The 15,415-nt window shown below is 70.3% G+C and carries 12 protein-coding genes; 3 read left to right on the forward strand and 9 right to left on the reverse strand.

The annotated features are described in order from the left end of the window. Window positions 1-3: 3 nt before the first annotated feature. From ACWD5F_RS36765 to ACWD5F_RS36775, 3 genes are all read right to left on the reverse strand, one after another. Window positions 4-699, reverse strand: a complete 696-nt coding sequence (locus ACWD5F_RS36765) for an alpha/beta fold hydrolase (protein ID WP_451260645.1) — start codon at window positions 697-699, stop codon at window positions 4-6. Continuing rightward, complete coding sequence (locus ACWD5F_RS36770; protein WP_451260646.1) at window positions 696-2,294, reverse strand: purine-cytosine permease family protein; 1,599 nt, start codon at window positions 2,292-2,294, stop codon at window positions 696-698. Before ACWD5F_RS36770 ends, ACWD5F_RS36765 begins: the two co-directional genes overlap by 4 nt. Before the next feature lie 159 nt (window positions 2,295-2,453). After that, window positions 2,454-3,017, reverse strand: coding sequence for a hypothetical protein (locus ACWD5F_RS36775; protein ID WP_451260647.1), 564 nt, complete (start codon window positions 3,015-3,017; stop codon window positions 2,454-2,456). 324 nt (window positions 3,018-3,341) lie between these two features. On the opposite strand from ACWD5F_RS36775, the gene ACWD5F_RS36780 reads away from it, so the two are divergent. Further along, window positions 3,342-3,779 carry a protease inhibitor gene (locus ACWD5F_RS36780; RefSeq protein ID WP_451260648.1) on the forward strand — a complete coding sequence of 146 codons (438 nt, stop codon included), beginning with the start codon at window positions 3,342-3,344 and terminating at the stop codon, window positions 3,777-3,779. Window positions 3,780-3,970: 191 nt separating this feature from the next. Here ACWD5F_RS36780 and ACWD5F_RS36785 read toward each other — a convergent pair whose 3' ends face one another. Both ACWD5F_RS36785 and ACWD5F_RS36790 read right to left on the reverse strand, forming a co-directional pair. Further along, window positions 3,971-4,393: an STAS domain-containing protein gene (locus ACWD5F_RS36785; RefSeq protein WP_451260649.1), complete on the reverse strand. Its 423-nt coding sequence runs from the start codon at window positions 4,391-4,393 to the stop codon at window positions 3,971-3,973. Window positions 4,394-4,597: 204 nt separating this feature from the next. Next, window positions 4,598-6,106 carry an MFS transporter gene (locus ACWD5F_RS36790; protein WP_401710567.1) on the reverse strand — a complete coding sequence of 503 codons (1,509 nt, stop codon included), beginning with the start codon at window positions 6,104-6,106 and terminating at the stop codon, window positions 4,598-4,600. 154 nt (window positions 6,107-6,260) lie between these two features. Between ACWD5F_RS36790 and ACWD5F_RS36795 the strand changes: the two genes are divergently transcribed. Next, on the forward strand, window positions 6,261-6,788 hold the full coding sequence (locus tag ACWD5F_RS36795; RefSeq protein ID WP_451260650.1) for an SRPBCC family protein: 528 nt from the start codon (window positions 6,261-6,263) through the stop codon (window positions 6,786-6,788). Between the two features lie 25 nt (window positions 6,789-6,813). On the opposite strand, the gene ACWD5F_RS36800 is transcribed toward ACWD5F_RS36795, so the two are convergent. From ACWD5F_RS36800 to ACWD5F_RS36815, 4 genes are all read right to left on the reverse strand, one after another. After that, window positions 6,814-9,627, reverse strand: a complete 2,814-nt coding sequence (locus ACWD5F_RS36800; RefSeq protein WP_451260651.1) for an NHLP bacteriocin export ABC transporter permease/ATPase subunit — start codon at window positions 9,625-9,627, stop codon at window positions 6,814-6,816. Window position 9,628: 1 nt separating this feature from the next. Next, a complete protein-coding gene (locus ACWD5F_RS36805; RefSeq protein ID WP_451260652.1) occupies window positions 9,629-11,851 on the reverse strand; it encodes an NHLP family bacteriocin export ABC transporter peptidase/permease/ATPase subunit in 2,223 nt (740 codons plus the stop codon). Next, the gene (locus tag ACWD5F_RS36810; RefSeq protein WP_451260653.1) at window positions 11,848-12,654 is read right to left on the reverse strand and encodes an HlyD family efflux transporter periplasmic adaptor subunit; all 807 of its coding nucleotides are present in this window, start codon (window positions 12,652-12,654) and stop codon (window positions 11,848-11,850) included. Before ACWD5F_RS36810 ends, ACWD5F_RS36805 begins: the two co-directional genes overlap by 4 nt. Window positions 12,655-12,766: 112 nt before the next feature. Then, window positions 12,767-12,982: a type A2 lantipeptide gene (locus ACWD5F_RS36815; protein WP_123996206.1), complete on the reverse strand. Its 216-nt coding sequence runs from the start codon at window positions 12,980-12,982 to the stop codon at window positions 12,767-12,769. A gap of 767 nt (window positions 12,983-13,749) precedes the next feature. Here ACWD5F_RS36815 and ACWD5F_RS36820 point away from each other — a divergent pair. Further along, entirely contained in the window at window positions 13,750-15,171 is a 1,422-nt protein-coding gene (locus tag ACWD5F_RS36820) for a S1 family peptidase (protein ID WP_451260654.1), read from the forward strand. Window positions 15,172-15,415: the final 244 nt, after the last annotated feature.

The following is a 15,415-nucleotide window of genomic DNA, read 5'->3' on the forward strand; positions in this document are numbered from 1 at the left end:
GCGTCAGCGCGCGGTGCCCGACTCGTGCAGGATCCGGGCCAGTTCGGCCGGCTCGGAGAACATCGGCCAGTGACCGGTGTCCAGGTTCACCAGCTCCCACCGCTCACCGCGCAGCAACTCGGCCACGGAAGGCGGCGGTTCCGGACCGTCCAGGAGGCACTTCACGTACGTCGAGGGCAACTCGCCCGGGGAGCCGGTCAGCACGGCCGGTTCGGTGAGCGTGGCGCCGGGGTGCGGGGTGCCGCCGGCGAGGATCCGGGCGATCTGCTCGTCCGTGAGGCCCTGCCCCGCGTAGTCCTCGGCGTCGAGCGGCGGCCAGAAGCCGTCGTGCTCGTCGATCGCCTTACGGACGTGGTCGCTGGGCCAGTCGTCCAGGAAGGACTCTCCGTCGGTCGGGAGGTTCGCATCGATGTACACGACTCTGCGCAGCCGGTCCCCGATCCGCTCGGCTGCCTGGCCGACAGGAACACCTGAGTAGCTGTGCCCGACCAGGACCACATCGCGCAGGTCGAGCCGCTCGACCTCGTCGACGATGTCCTGGACGTGCGTCTGCTGCCCGGCCGGGACCCCCCGCTTCTCGGCCAGTCCCGTCAGAGTCAGGGGATGAGGTTCGTCCCCGGCCGCGCGCAGCCCGTCCGCCACCTCGTCCCACGCCCACGCGCCCAGCCAGGCGCCCGCCACCAACACGAATCGAGTCATGCTCGCAACGTAGCGGAGGGGTCTGACACCGGCCCCTCGTCGGCTTCCGTGCCGGGACCCGTGATCGGCGGCACCGGCACCTCCACGGTGCGGGCCAGCCGCGCGCCCTCGGGCCCGTACACCGCGCGGGGCTCGGGGAAGAGCCGCAGCAGCGACAGGAACAGCACCGCGGCCACCACCAGGGACAGCGGCAGGCTGATGTCGACGCCGTTGGCCAGATCGCCGAGCGGTCCCACGAACTGGCCCGGGATGTTGGTGAAGAGCACGCCGATGACGGCGGAGACCCACCAGGCGGTCATGCCCCGCCAGTTCCAGCCGTGCGCGAACCAGTAACGGCCGCCGCGCTGACGGCGGTTGAAGACCTGGAGCGCGTCAGGGTCGTACCAGCCGCGCCGGGTGAAGAAGCCCAGCATCATCACGACCATCCACGGCGTGGTGCAGGTGATGATCATCGTGGCGAAAGTCGAGATCGACTGGACCAGGTTCAGTCCGAACCGGCCGATGAAGATGAACGCGATCGACAACACGCCGACCAGCACGGTCGCCCGCACGCGCGAGAGGCGCGGGAACACCGACGAGAAGTCCAGGCCGGTCCCGTACAGCGCGGTCGTCCCCGTCGACATGCCGCCGATCAGGGCGAGCAGACACACCGGCAGGAAGTACCAGGTCGGCGAGATCGCGAGCAGTCCACCCACGAAGTCGGGGGCCGCCGGGTCGACGTACTTCGGAGCCTTCGTCGCGATGATGCTCGCGGTCGTCAGGCCGAAGAGGAACGGCACCAGCGTGGCGATCTGCGACAGGAACGCGGCGCCGACCACCCGGCGGCGCGGGGTGCTCGCCGGGATGTAGCGCGACCAGTCACCGAGGAAGGCCCCGAACGACACCGGGTTCGACAGCACGATCAGCGCGGCGCCGATGAACGACGGCCAGAACAGCGACTGGGTCGCCGCGTCCGCCGAGTCCGTGAAGGCACCGGCGTACGACGGGTCGAAGTCGCCGGCGAAGGCGAACGCGCCGACCAGGAACAGCACCGTCGCCGAGGTCACCGCCACCTTGTTGACGAACAGCATGAACGGGAAGCCGTACACGCACACCGCGAGGACCAGTACGGCGAACAGCGCGTACGCGACGACGTAGGAGAGGTCGCTGCGCGCCAGGCCGAACAGCCGGTGCGCGCCGCCCACCAGGGCGTCGCCCGAACTCCACACCGAGATCGAGAAGAAGGCGATCGCCGTCAGGAGGGACAGGAAGGATCCCACCACGCGCCCGTGCACCCCGAGGTGCGCGGACGAGGAGACGGCGTTGTTGGTGCCGTTGACCGGACCGAACACGGCCATCGGGCACAGGATCAGCGCGCCCGCGACGACCCCGAGGAGGGTGGCGGCGAGCCCCTGCCAGAAGGAGAGTCCGAACAGGATCGGGAAGGCGCCCAGCACGCAGGTCGAGAAGGTGTTGGCACCGCCGAAGGCGAGCCGGAACAGGTCGAGCGGGGTCGCGGTACGGTCCGCGTCGGGGATGCGCTCGACGCCGTGCGCCTCCACCTCGGTCAGGGACGGGGGTGGCGCGGCGGGGGAGTTCGAGGGCAGGGACGACAAGGTGGGCTCCGGCGGGGCTACGAGCGTGGAGCGCGGGGGTCGGCGCGGGCGGTCGGGACGGCCGTGGCGACTCGCTGGGGGTGGGCGAGGAGACGGGTGGCGTCCGGCGGGCGTCTGCCGACGTTAAGGCCCGGGACGCCACCCGTACCAGTGGACGTTTCATCCATCTTCGGCGTCCTTGGTGGACGAATCAGTCACCTCCTCGACGTCCGGGCCCTGGGCCCGCACCCGCTGGACGTGTTCGAGGGAGTCCCGCAGTTCGGCGAGCCAGTCGTCGGTGTGGCGCTCCACCAGCCGCACGCACCAGGCGAGGGCCTCGCTGCGGCTGCGGGCGACCCCGCCCGCAATCAGGGTGTCGAGGACCTGGCGCTCGGGCTGGCGCAGCCGGGTCATGACGGGTGCGGCGATGTGCGTGAACAGGGCGCGCTCGCCGCCCACTTCCACCCCCCAGGAGACCTTCCGGCGGAACCGGTGCTCGGCCTCGCGGGCCACCTCGATCCGTGCCTCGCGCGTGCGCTCGCGGAACTCCTGGACGCGGCCCTGTATCGCGGCCTCGCGCTCGGCCGCCGAGGCGTCCTCGGCGAGCGCGGGTTCGGGGACCCGGCCGATGACGGTGATCTCCTCGCGGTCGACCGTGAGCTCGACCGGTCCCTCGAAGAGGTCGTCGGGGATGCGGCCGGCGAACCAGCCGCGCAACTTCTCCTGCTGCTCTGTCGTAATCATGTAATCACGATTACTCGCCCACTCCATGAACACAAGGGGTCGCGGCGGAGTCAGCCGACAGCTCAATCGGAATGTTTCAGGCCTATTAACAAGGCCAGGTAAATCGGCCAGTCGGCCGTTTTCGGCGATCAAGAACCGTGCGGTTCCTGGGTTCGTACGTTCGAAAGCCGTAACTTCGCGCCACTGATTCAATACGCAAGGTTACTGAAACGCATGGGGTCGAGGTGTGTTTCCGCCGCGGACTCGGCAGACTCGCGCTCGCCGGTCCGGCACCAACCCGATGAGGTCCGGCTCACCCTCGAAACCAGCGGAAGGATGCACACAATGCGGAACACCGCGCGCTGGGCAACGACCATCGCTCTCACGGCCACCGCCGTCTGCGGCCCCCTCACCGGAGCCGCCCTCGCGGCCCCGGCCACCACCGCCCCCGCCTCGCTGTACGCCCCCTCGGCCCTGGTGCTGACCATCGCCCACGGCGACAGCTCCGCCACCGCCGCCCCGCAGCGCGCGGTCACCCTGACCTGCGCCCCGACGGCCTCCGGCACCCACCCGGCCGCCCGCCTGGCCTGCGCCGAACTGCGCGGTGTCGACGGGGACCTCGACGCGCTGGCGGCGAGAGACGACGTGCTGTGCACCAGGGAGTACGACCCCGTCGTCGTCACCGTCGACGGCGTCTGGCAGGGCAAGCGCGTCTCCTACGAGCGCGCCTTCGCCAACGACTGCGTGAAGACCTCCTACGGGACGAGCGTCTTCAGCTTCTGAGACCGGGGTCGCGTGGTCCCCGCGTCCACGTGACGCGGCTCGCGGATGGGGAGTGCGAGCTCCGGACGCGGGGACCCCGGCGATCTCGCACCAGGGGTCGGCGGGCGGTGTGGGGCTGCCCGCCGGCCCCTGGCTTTTCTACGTCCGTGCCCTGCTGCGCCTTCTCTGCCTTCCGTGTCTTCTCTGCCTTTCTACCTCCGTTCCTCGGGCCCTTCCGGCAGGCCGGGGAGCGGTGGGAAGCGGTGCAGCAGTCCGGCCCCGGCCAGCAGCCGGTGCAGGCGCGGGACATCCGAGACGATCCGCAGCCGGCCGCCGCGCTCCCTGGCCCGCGCCTCGGCCCGGCACAGGACGCGCAGGCCCGAGCAGTCGAAGAACTCCACCGCGCGCAGGTCGACCAGCACGTCCGGTGCGGCCCCCGAGGTCGCCGCGTCCAGGTGTTCGCCGAGGGACTCCGCGGTCGCGAGATCGATCTCGCCGAGCGCCTCGACCACGGTGAAGGGACCGTCCGCCCGGGTCCGGGCGTGCGCGTTCGCCGCGGGCGGCGCGGAACCGACGAGGTCCGCGGCCGGGCCCTCGGAGGGTTCGGGGACGCGGTCGTAGGAATCCGGCGTCATGTCCGCTCCACCTGGCAGGCGCATTCGATCTCGGTAGTTACCCCGACGGGGCGCCGACCATCCCTGTGCGGCGGTCCGCAAGACCGGGTTCACTCGACTCGGTGAATTGCGGCGGAATCGCTTGACGACAGACAGGGAAGAGGGGCCACTCGTCTCCCTGCGGACGGGTGGCCCCTCGGTCTGGTGCGGCTCAGGTGCGGGTGATCACATGTGGACGACCGGTGCGGCGTTCTCGTCCTGCTGCGGCACCCCGCGGCGGAAGAGCAGGAAGGTGATCACGGCACCCGCCGCGAACATGCCCGCCGACCACCAGAACGCGGTGGTGTAGCTCTCGATCGTCGCCTCGGCCTGGACCAGCTTGCTGGTCGCGTCCTTGCCGACCAGGTACGAGGTCGCGGCGCTCGCGGCGAGCGTGTTCAGCAGCGCCGTACCGACCGAACCGCCCACCTGCTGCATGGCGTTGACGGAGGCGGAGGCGACGCCCGCGTCCTCGGCCGCCACCCCGCCGGTGGCCAGCTGCATGGCCGGCGGCATGACCAGGCCGAGGCCGATACCGGTGATGATCAGCTGCGGCAGCACCGCGCTGACGTAGCTCGACCCGTTGTCGATCCCGGTCAGCCAGGCCATGCCGAGCGCGGCGACCGCGAAGCCCAGCGGAACGATGACCTTCGGGCCGATCCGCGGAACCAGGACCGTGGTGCCGAGCTGGGCCGCCACCATCAGCGCCGCGACCATGGGCAGGAACGCCACACCGGTCTTCGTCGGGCTGAAGCCGAGGTTGAGCTGGAGGTAGTAGGTGAGGAACAGGAAGACACCGAACATGCCGCCGCCGGAGATCAGCAGGGCCAGGAACGAGGCCCCGCGGTCACGGTCGAGCAGGATGCGCAGCGGCAGCAGCGGGTGCTCCGCCCGGTTCTGCCACCAGGCGAAGGCGGCCAGGAGTACTACGCCCGCGATCAGGAAGCCCCAGGTGAGGGGCGAGCCCCAGTCGTGCGTCTCGGCGTTGGAGAAGCCGTAGACCAGCGAGAACAGACCGCCGGCGACCAGGATCGTGCCCGGCACGTCGAGCTTGGAGTTCCCGGCGTCACGGTGGTTGGTCAGCAGCATCCAGCCGGCCGCGAAGGCGATGAAGGCGATGCCCACGTTCACGTACAGGGTCCAGCGCCAGTCGAGCGCGTCGGTCAGCAGACCGCCGAGCAGCAGGCCCACCGCGCCACCGGCACCGGCGATGGCGCCGTAGACGCTGAACGCCCTGGCCCGCTCCCGTGCGTCGGTGAAGGTCGTGTTGAGGATCGACAGGGCGGCCGGTGCGAGCAGCGCGCCGAAGGCACCCTGAAGGGCGCGGGCGACGACCAGCATGCCGAAGCCGTTGGCGGCGCCGCCGAGGGCGGAGGCGACGGCGAAGCCGACGATGCCGATCAGGAAGGCGGTCTTGCGGCCGAAGAGGTCGGCGATGCGGCCGCCGAGCAACAGCAGGGACGCGAACGCGAGGGCGTAGGCGGTGACGATCCACTGCCGGTTGCCGTCGTTGAAGCCGAGGTCGGCCTGGGCCGACGGCAGGGCGATGTTCACGATCGTGGTGTCCAGGACCACCATGAGCTGTGCGAGGGCGACGACCGCGAGGATCCACCACCGCTTGTTGGTCGACGCGGCGGTCCCCGCCGACGTCTCGACTCCCTCGCGGGAGCCCTCGGTAAGGGTCTTCTCGGACATGGAGAACCACTCCAGGGAAAGTCGTTCGGAGGTGTGGGCAAAGAGCTGGTAAACGAAACGGTTTCGTACACGTCGAGGCTAGACCACTTTCTGCGAAACGGCAACGTTTCGCTTGGGAGGTTGCTCGGGAGGGCGACCGAGAAGGGAATCCGCCATGGCCACAGAGCTCACCGGCACCTGTCTGACACTGGACGACGGCCGTCCGGCCGTCCGCTTCAGCCGCATTCACGATCACCCCGTCGCGCACATGTGGCAACTCGTGACCGACGCGGGCGAACTCGCCCGGTGGTTTCCGTCCCGGGCCGAGATCGAGTTGCGTCCCGGCGGCGTCATCACCTTCAGCCGCGATCCGAACATGCCGGAGTCCACCGGCCGGGTGCTCGCCGTCGACGCGCCCCGGCACCTGTCCTTCGCGTGGGGCGGCGACGAACTGCGCTTCGATCTGGAGGAGTTGGGCGACAAGCGCACCCGCTTCACCCTCACGGACGTCCTGGAGGCCGCCGACACCGCCGCCCGCAACGCCGCGGGCTGGGAGGTCTGTCTGGCCGCCTTCGACGCGACGGCGCGGGGCGAGCGGTCCGAGGGGCCGCACGCCGGGACGACCGCTTCCTGGAAGGAGTTCTACGCGGCATACGTCGAGGCCGGTGTGCCCTCCGGAGCACCTGTCCCCGGCCAGGACTGAGCCTTCAGGTGTCTGGGCCGAGCCCTTACGCCAGCTGTCGGCGCACCAGTTCGTGCAGCCGGCCGCCCGTGTCCGCGAGCAGTTGGGCGGGTGGGCCCTGCTGGGCGACCTTGCCGTCCTCCATCACGATGACGCGGTCGGCGTCGAGCACGGTCGACAGGCGGTGGGCGATGACGACGCGGGTGGCGTTGAGGGCCTTGGTGGACTCGATGACCGTCCGCTGGGTCTCGTTGTCGAGGGCGCTGGTCGCCTCGTCGAAGAAGAGGATCCGCGGCCGGCGGATCAACGCCTGGGCGATCATGAGGCGTTGACGCTGACCGCCGGAGACCGAACCGCTGCCCGAGACGATCGTGTGCAGGCCCATCGGCATCCGCTTGATGTCCTCGGCGAGCCCCGCCATCTCGGCCGCCGCCATGGCCTCCTCCGGCGTGTACGGCTCGGTGCCGCAGATGACGTCCAGGATCGAGCCCGTAAAGGGCTGCGCGTGCTGGAGCACCACACCGCACTGCCGGCGCACCGCCGACTGGTCGAGCGCCGCCAGGTCCTGACCGTCGTAGAGCACATTGCCCGAGACCGGCTTGTCGAAGCCGATCAGCAGCCGCAGCAGCGTCGACTTGCCGCAGCCGCTGGGGCCCACGATCGCCACGAACTCGCCCGGACGGATCGCGAACGACACGTCGTCCAGCACCAGCGGCGCGTCGTCCGCGTACCGGAAGGAGAGGCCGCGCGTCTCGATCGCGCCGGTCAGCGGGCCCGGCCGGGTGCTCGCCGTGCGTACCTCCGGGGTCGCGTCGAGGACCGGCTTGATCTCCTCGAAGAGGGGCAGCGCGGACACCACCGAGACGAAGGCGCCGGTCAGTTGGGTGACCGAGGTCAGCAGCATCGTCACCGAGGTGTTGAAGGTGAGGAAGGCCGCCGCCGACATCGACCCGCGCGCCGGACCGGCGAGCAGCATGAACATCAGCAGGGTGCACAGGGGGAGATAGACCGCCCCCATCACCGTCGTGAGGTTCTTGATCCGGCCCACCCGCTGCTGGAGTTCACGGCTGCGCGCGAACTCCGAGGCCCAGGCCGCGTACGCGTAGTTCTCGGCGGCGGCCACCCGCAGCTTGGGCAGGCCGCGCAAGGTCTGGAAGGCCTGGTTGTTCAGCTTGTTGCTGAGGACCACAAGCCGGCGCTGCCAGCGCACCTGCCACAGGCCGAGGCCCAGGAAGGCCCCCGCGATGACGACGAGCATGCCGATCGCCGCCAGCGCCATCGACGGGCTGTACCAGAACAGCAGTCCCAGGTTCATCGCGCCGATCGTGAGCGACTGGGCGACGGTGGGCCCGATGCCGGCCATCATGCGGCGGATCGCGCTGATGCCCATCGCCGCGCTCGCCAGTTCGCCGGTCGAGCGTTCCGTGAAGAACTTCGTCGGCAGCCGCAACAGGCGGTCCCAGACGGCCGGTTGGAGCGTGGCCTCGATGCGGCCCTCCAGCCGGAGGATGGTGAGGTTCTCCAGCAGCATGAAGGCCGCCGCCACCACGCTGGTCATCATCACGGCCAGACAGACCTGCACGATCAGATGCGTCTGCGCCTTGGGCACGAACTCGCCCAGCACCTTGCCGGTCGCGATCGGCACCAGCGCGCCGATCGCCACGGTCACCAGACCGCCGAGGAGCAGGCTGGTGAGGTCGTTGCCGGTGCCCTTCATGCTGAACCGCAGCAGCTTCAGGGGGCTGAGGCCGTGATCGGGCAGCGGGCGGTAGAACATCACCGCGCGCGGCTCGAACTCCTCCGCGTTCGCCTTCTCGATCGGCGTCTCACGGCCCGTCGCCGGATGCACGGCCACATATCCGCCGCGCCGCCACAGCAGCGCGACCGGCGCCCCGGACAGAGCGCGGTGTCCGACCAGCGGCCCGATGTTGTCACGCCACCAACGGCCGTCCAGGCGTACGGCCCTGGTCCGTACCCGGGAGGCGATCGCCACCTGCTCCACCGGGTCGAGCCGGTCGCTCTCCGTACCGCTGCGCGCGGGCGCGGACAGGGTGATCCCGGCGGCCTGGGCGACCAACTTGCAGGCCGCGTACGAGGCGTCGGCGTCCGCGGCCGTGGTGCGCTTGGAGGACTTGCCGATGGAAGCGAGCAGGGTGCGGTCGGCCTGGGCGCGCACGGCCTCACCGGCCTTGATACCGGCGGCGGTTCGGGTCTCGTGGGTGCGCTCCAGCTGCTCGATCCAGCGGTCCAGGGTGGTCAGCAGCCGGTACTGCTGGTCGACCATGCTCTGCCAGAGCCCGGGGTCCATCAGCAGGTCGGCAGCGGCTTCGGCGCCGTACAGCGAGCCGTACTGCACGCTGCCCGGCGGCACCTGCATCCAGAAGACGTCGTCGTCGGTCAGCTCGGCGGCGCGTTCGCCGGCCGTCGGCGCCTGGAAGAGGACGGACAGACTGCGTCCGACGCCGAGGGCCAGGGCGTACTCCAGCGGGCTCGTCGTCGGCGGGACGTACTGGGCGTTGCCGTACTCGTCGTAGGACCAGGTCTGGGTGTCGGCCGTCTGGTACAGCTCGCGCAGGCCGATGCGGTGGACCACGCAGTCGCGCAACGGGCGGGCGACCAGGGTGTGTTGGGGGCCGGCCACCGGTCCCAGGAGGAGCGAGCCCGCCCCCAGGCGGCCGAGGTGGTGCCAGTGGCCCTGCTGGGCGGCGTCCACCGCGAACAGGTCCAGGCTGCCCGCCGTGATCAGCCACAGCACCTGCGGGCCCTCCAGGTCGAGTCGGTTCAGACCCGAGCAGTCGACCGGGGTGCCCATGGAGCCGAGTGCGCCGAGAACGAGGTCGCCTTCGTGTGCCGTCGTCATCTCAACGCTCCCTGACCAGCGCCGCGTAGGCGCCGCCGTGCGCCACCAGGTCCTCGTGGCGCCCGCGTTCCACGATCGTGCCGTGCTGGAGCACGACGATCTCGTCGCTGTCGCGCACGGTGCTGAGCCGGTGCGCGATCACCACACAGGCACAGCCGCGCCGACGCAGGTTGTCCATCACGGCCAGCTCGGTCTCCGCGTCCAGCGCGCTCGTCACCTCGTCGAGGACCAGGATGCTCGGCCGGCGCACCAACGCCCTGGCGATCTCCAGGCGTTGGCGCTGCCCGCCGGAGAAGTTGCGCCCGTCCTGCTCGACCCTGCTGTGGATGCCGCCGGGCCGGCGCGTCACCACGTCCAGGAGCGCCGCGTCCCGCAGCGCCTCCACCACCGCGTCGTCCGGGATCGACGGGTCCCACAACGCCACGTTGTCGCGGACCGAGCCCTCGAACAGGAAGACCTCCTGGTCGACGAAGGAGACCGAGGCCGCGAGCGCGCCGCGCGGGATGTCGTCCAGGCGCTGGTCGTCGATGCGGATCACGCCCTCCCACGGCGTGTAGAGACCCGAGATCAGCCGGGAGACCGTGGACTTGCCGCTGCCCGAGCCGCCGACGAGGGCGACCTGCTGCCCGGGGCCGACGGTCAGGTCGAAGCCGGTGAGCAGGGGCTTGTCGAGCGGGTTGTAGCCGAAGGTGATGTTCTGGAGCTCGACGTGCCCCTGGAGGCGGCGCGTGGAGTCGCCGGCGCCGGGACGGTCGTAGAGCGGGTCGGTCTGGAAGTTCTCGACGTCCTTCAACCGGGCCACGTCGGCGGCGAAGTCCTGGATGCGGCCCGCGACGCCGTTCAGACGCGTGATCGGCGCAGTGAAGCGGGTGACCAGGGACTGGAAGGCGACCAGCAGACCGACCGAGATACCGCCCTCCACGGCCCGCATGCCGCCGATCCACAGGATCAACGCGCTGTTCAGCGAGGCCAGCGTCGGCGCGACCACCCCGAGCCAGGCGCTCGGCACCCCGAGCCGCTGCTGCTCCTCCAGCGTGGTGGCGTGCTGCCCGGCCCACTTGCGGAAGTACCCGTCCTCACCGCCGGTCGCCTTCATCGTCTCGATCAACTGGAGCCCGGAGTAAGCGGTGTTGGTCAGCCGCGCGCTGTCGGCCCGCAGCTTCGCCGTCCGCGTCGCCCGCAGCCGGATGACCACCCGCATCGCGACGATGTTCAGCAGCGCGACGCCGATCCCGAGATACGTCAACTGCGGGTCGTACGTGTAGAGGAGCACGGCGTAGAGGACGACGACCACCGCGTCCACGCCCGCCGCGGCGAGATCGCGGGCCAGGGTCTCGGCCACCTGGTCGTTGGACTGAAGGCGTTGGACCAGGTCGGCCGGGCTGCGCTGGGAGAAGAAAGTCACCGGCAGGCGCAGCAGATGGCGCAGGAAGCGGGCGCTGGAGAGGGTGGAGGAGATGATGCGGCCGCGCAGCAGGTTCGCCTGCTGGAGCCAGGTCAGCACGATCGTGAGCAGGACGCTCGCGCCCATCGACGCGAACAGCACGCCGAGCAGCGAGGTCTGACCCCCGATCAGGAACATGTCGATGTAGGTGCGGCTCAGCGCGGGCACCGCCGCGCCGACCAGCACGAGCAGCAGGCTGGCGAGGACCGCGGCCGGCATCGTGCCCGCCGTGCCGCGCAGCCGGGCCGGCATCGCGCCCAGGACACCCTGCTTGCGGCCGCCCTTGGTGAAGTCGTCGCCGGGCTCCATGACCAGCACGACCCCGGTGAAGCTGCCGTCGAAGTCCTCCATGGGGACGAACCGGCGGCCCTTGCCGGGGTCGTTGACGAAGACACCGCGGCGGCCGAAGCGGCGGCCCATGCCGTCGTAGACGACGTAGTGGTTGAACTCCCAGAAGAGGACGGCCGGGGTCTGCACCTCGGCGAGGGCGGCCGTGTCCATCTGCATGCCCTTGGCCGTCAGGCCGTAACTGCGGGCCGCCTTCAGCAGGTTGCTCGCGCGGGAGCCGTCCCGGGAGACACCGCAGGCGATGCGGAGTTCCTCCAGCGGGACGTGCCTGCCGTAGTGGCCGAGGACCATCGCGAGGGAGGCGGCACCGCACTCGACCGCCTCCATCTGGAGCACGGTCGGTGTACGGACGGTCTTCGCCCGGCCTTTGGGAACCGGGCGTTTGGGCGCGGTGGCGCGGCGTCTGCTCCGCGTCTCCTGTGCGGTGCTCACGGCAGTAGCCAATCGACGGGACGCTGGTCGGCCAGCCGGATCGAGCCCGAGGCCATGGTCATGGAGCTGAGGGCGAAGGGCGGTCCGTCGGCGGACGACCACTTGTAACCGCTCTTCGTGCCGGACGACTTGTCCAATCGGACCAGCACGGCCACCGGCCTGCCCTTCTTGGTGAACTGCTCGCCCAGCTGGCTGTCCCCGAGGAACGCGCCGATCTGCTGGGCCGATTGGGCCGAGCGGTCCACCGACTTCACGTGGCCGCGCAGCACGCCGTACTCCTGGGTCGGCACGGAGGAGACGGTCAGGTCCACGGCGGCGTTCGCCGGAATGGAGGCCGCGTTCTCGGCGGGCACGTACACCGTCGCGTAGAGCGGGTCGCCGGCGTGGGCGACCTTCTCGACGGCGGCGACATTGGCACCGGTCTGGATGATCTGGCCGATGGTGGCGGCGAGCGCCGTGATCCGGCCCGCGGCCACCGTACGGACGACCGTACTGTCCTCGCTGGTGCGGACCTTGAGGACGGGGGAGCCGGCCGGCAGCCGCACGCCCTCCTTCGCGAGCACCGCCGTGACCTGGCCCGCGACCGGGCTCTGCAGGATGTAACTGCCCTCCCCGTGCGTGAGGACGGCGGGCGCGCCGACCGTGGAGGCCACCGAGCCGGTCACCGCCCACACGGAGGCGGCGGCCATCGCGACCACCGTCACGGACAGCACGAGCCAGCCCTGGGGGCGGGCGAAACGCACCGGGAGGTCGAGATCCTCCGGTGACTGGAGCTTGGTGAGGGCCTGCTGGCGGAACTGCACGGGGGCTTCCCTTGATTCAGGGCGTCTGCTGATTCAGGGCATCTGCTTCAGGGCGTCCGAGAGCCCCGGAGCCGGGTGACGGCTCCGGGGCTCGACGGCACAGAAGGTGCGATCAGAGACCGGCGACCAGGTTGGTGACCGGGGCGGTGTTCAGACCGGTCGTGGCCTCGACGGTGCCGACCACGGTGTCGACCAGGCCGGAAACGGGGACGATGCCGTCCACCAGGCCGGTGACGTTGCTGACGGCGTTCACGGAAAGGCCGCCGGAGACGTTGTCGAGCTCGGCGTCGGAGATCTCGACGGTCTGAACCTGGGGGGTGGAGTTCATGATGGAACTTCCCTTCGTATGGATATTCAGCAAGGGGGAGCGGCCCCTCTGGGGACAGATGGACGCCGCGACCGCGGACGCCGTGCGCCCGTTTCCGGGAGCCGTTGGCGGACCCTGCGGTGCGATGGATCAAAGCACGCGGCGGGTACGGGCTTCCAATCAACCAAACGTCCTACCAGGGCACTTGAGCCTCACGGGCACTATTCCGTGCAGGTGTGCGCACGCCTCGCGGGCGAGTTCTTCACATGCCTCACGGCATTGGTTCACGCGAGGGCTTGCGGCCCTCGAGGCGAATGCGACACTCCCGCCCCAATGACGTGGCGGCGGCCTTTCCTGTGTGGAGAACCTCCGCCCACGGTGACTTGGTTGGGTAGTCGATGTGCAGATTCGCTGAAGCCGGGATTCCGCTCCGTGATCGGAACGGACTGTTGTCGACCGGTCGCTGATCGTGTCGGCGAGCCGTCGTGAGTCGCCGGTGAGCCGTCGGCGCGCACCGCTTCGATCAGGACATCCGCATCGGTCACCGCAGCGTGGACATGGTGTGGATGCGGCATGGACAGGGCGTGGTGGCGCCGGGAAGCGCTTGCCCGGCGCGCCGGCGGGTCAGGCGCGGGTCATGGCTGATTCGGCGTAGGGCAAAGCGAGTTGGCAAACGGAATTGAACGCACCAGACGGCACGTGCGTACCAACAGCCAACCAGGCGCCCCGAACAGAACAGCTGCCGAACGGCGGCACCCACACTCCGGTCCCCCAGGAGGTCGAGTAGTTTGAGTCACAAGCGAATTCCGAAGCGCAAGGTCGCGATCGCGGCAGGCAGCGTCGTGGCGCTCGGCGCGGCCGCAATACTGCTGCCGAACGCCAATGCGTCGCAGGACAATTCGTCCGACGCGGCCCCCAAGACCCTGAAGGCGACCGACGCCTCGGATCTCGCCTCACAGCTCCAGGATCTGCTCGGTCAGGCCTTCGCCGGTTCGTACTACGACTCCGGCAGCCAGCAGTTGGTCGTCAATGTCATATCCGGCGACAACAACAACGTGATAGTCCAGGCCGAAAAGGCGGGCGCGAAGGTCCGCGAGGTCGACAACAGCCTCGCCGAGCTGAAGACCGGCGCGCAGACCCTGAAGACCGACGCGACCATCCCGGGCACCGCCTGGGCGCTCGACGCACGCACCAACAAGATCGTGGTCACCGCCGACAGCACGGTCACCGGCGCCAAGTGGAACCAGCTGGAGTCCACGGTCCAGGGCCTCGGCGCGGACATGGCGACGCTGAAGAAGTCGGCCGGCACCTTCAAGCCCTTCGTCTCGGGCGGCGACGCGATCTTCTCCCAGGTCGAAGGCGGCACCGTCCGCTGCTCCCTCGGCTTCAACGTCACCGCGAGCGACGGCGCGCCGGCCTTCCTGACGGCCGGTCACTGCGGTGTGGCGGCGAAGCAGTGGTCCGACTCCGAGACCGGTGAGCCCATCGCCACCGTCGACCAGGCCACCTTCCCGGGCGAGGGCGACTTCTCCCTGGTGAAGTACGACGACCCGGCCACCGTGGCGCCGAGCGAGGTCAACGTCGGCGGCGGCCAGACCGTCCAGATCGTCCAGGCCGAGGAGGCCACGGTCGGCACGCAGGTCTTCCGGATGGGCAGCACGACCGGCCTGAAGGACGGCACGATCACCGGTCTGGACGCCACGGTCAACTTCCAGAGCGAGACGGACCCGAGCGGCGTCGACACCGTCACCGGGCTCATCCAGACCGACGTCTGCGCCGAGGCGGGCGACAGCGGCGGCTCCCTGTTCACGCAGGACGGCGGCGCGGTCGGCCTCACCTCCGGCGGCAGCGGCGACTGCACCGTCGGCGGCGAGACCTTCTTCCAGCCGGTGACCACCGCCCTCGCGGCGACGGGCGCGACGCTCGGCGACGCGGGTGCCGGCGACGCCGGTGCGGGTGACGCGGGTGCGGGTGACGCCGGTGCCGGTGACGAAGGCGCCGTCGACCCGAGCGCGAGTGCGGGTGACGAGGGCGTCGGTGGCGAGGAGATCGGCGGCGAGGCGGCCGACCCCTCCGCGACGGCGGGCGAGGAGCAGCAGGGCGCCGGTGACGACGCGAACGGCGCCGGCGACGACCTGAACGGGACGGGCCAGGAGGACCAGACCGGCAACGGCGCGGACGACGGCTCGCAGCTCACCGGCTCTCACTGAGGCCTCCGTAGGCAGGCGCGGTGATCGGTTGTCGATCGTCCGCGGCGCCATCGTGGCTGGTCGCGCCCACGCGGCGGAGCCGCACATAGATGCAGCCCCGCGCCCCTTCAGGGCGTTGCCTGACCGTCCCTTGCCGAGGGCCATCCATCGGGCCCCACCCCGTTGGCCCTCGGCTCGGGTTCCCCCCACGCAGACCCACTGTCGGTCGGCTCATCGTCCCGGTCGGCGGTGGACGGTCCGGCCC

Source organism: Streptomyces sp. NPDC002499 (assembly GCF_053595415.1).

Bases quoted from the DNA above. Each gene is read 5' to 3' on its own strand.
- ACWD5F_RS36765 (WP_451260645.1), bottom strand. From the start codon at position 699: ATGACTCGATTCGTGTTGGTGGCGGGCGCCTGGCTGGGCGCGTGGGCG.
- ACWD5F_RS36775 (WP_451260647.1), bottom strand. From the start codon at position 3,017: ATGATTACGACAGAGCAGCAGGAGAAGTTGCGCGGCTGGTTCGCCGGC.
- ACWD5F_RS36780 (WP_451260648.1), top strand. From the start codon at position 3,342: ATGCGGAACACCGCGCGCTGGGCAACGACCATCGCTCTCACGGCCACC.
- ACWD5F_RS36785 (WP_451260649.1), bottom strand. From the start codon at position 4,393: ATGACGCCGGATTCCTACGACCGCGTCCCCGAACCCTCCGAGGGCCCG.
- ACWD5F_RS36790 (WP_401710567.1), bottom strand. From the start codon at position 6,106: ATGTCCGAGAAGACCCTTACCGAGGGCTCCCGCGAGGGAGTCGAGACG.
- ACWD5F_RS36795 (WP_451260650.1), top strand. From the start codon at position 6,261: ATGGCCACAGAGCTCACCGGCACCTGTCTGACACTGGACGACGGCCGT.
- ACWD5F_RS36800 (WP_451260651.1), bottom strand. From the start codon at position 9,627: ATGACGACGGCACACGAAGGCGACCTCGTTCTCGGCGCACTCGGCTCC.
- ACWD5F_RS36815 (WP_123996206.1), bottom strand. From the start codon at position 12,982: ATGAACTCCACCCCCCAGGTTCAGACCGTCGAGATCTCCGACGCCGAG.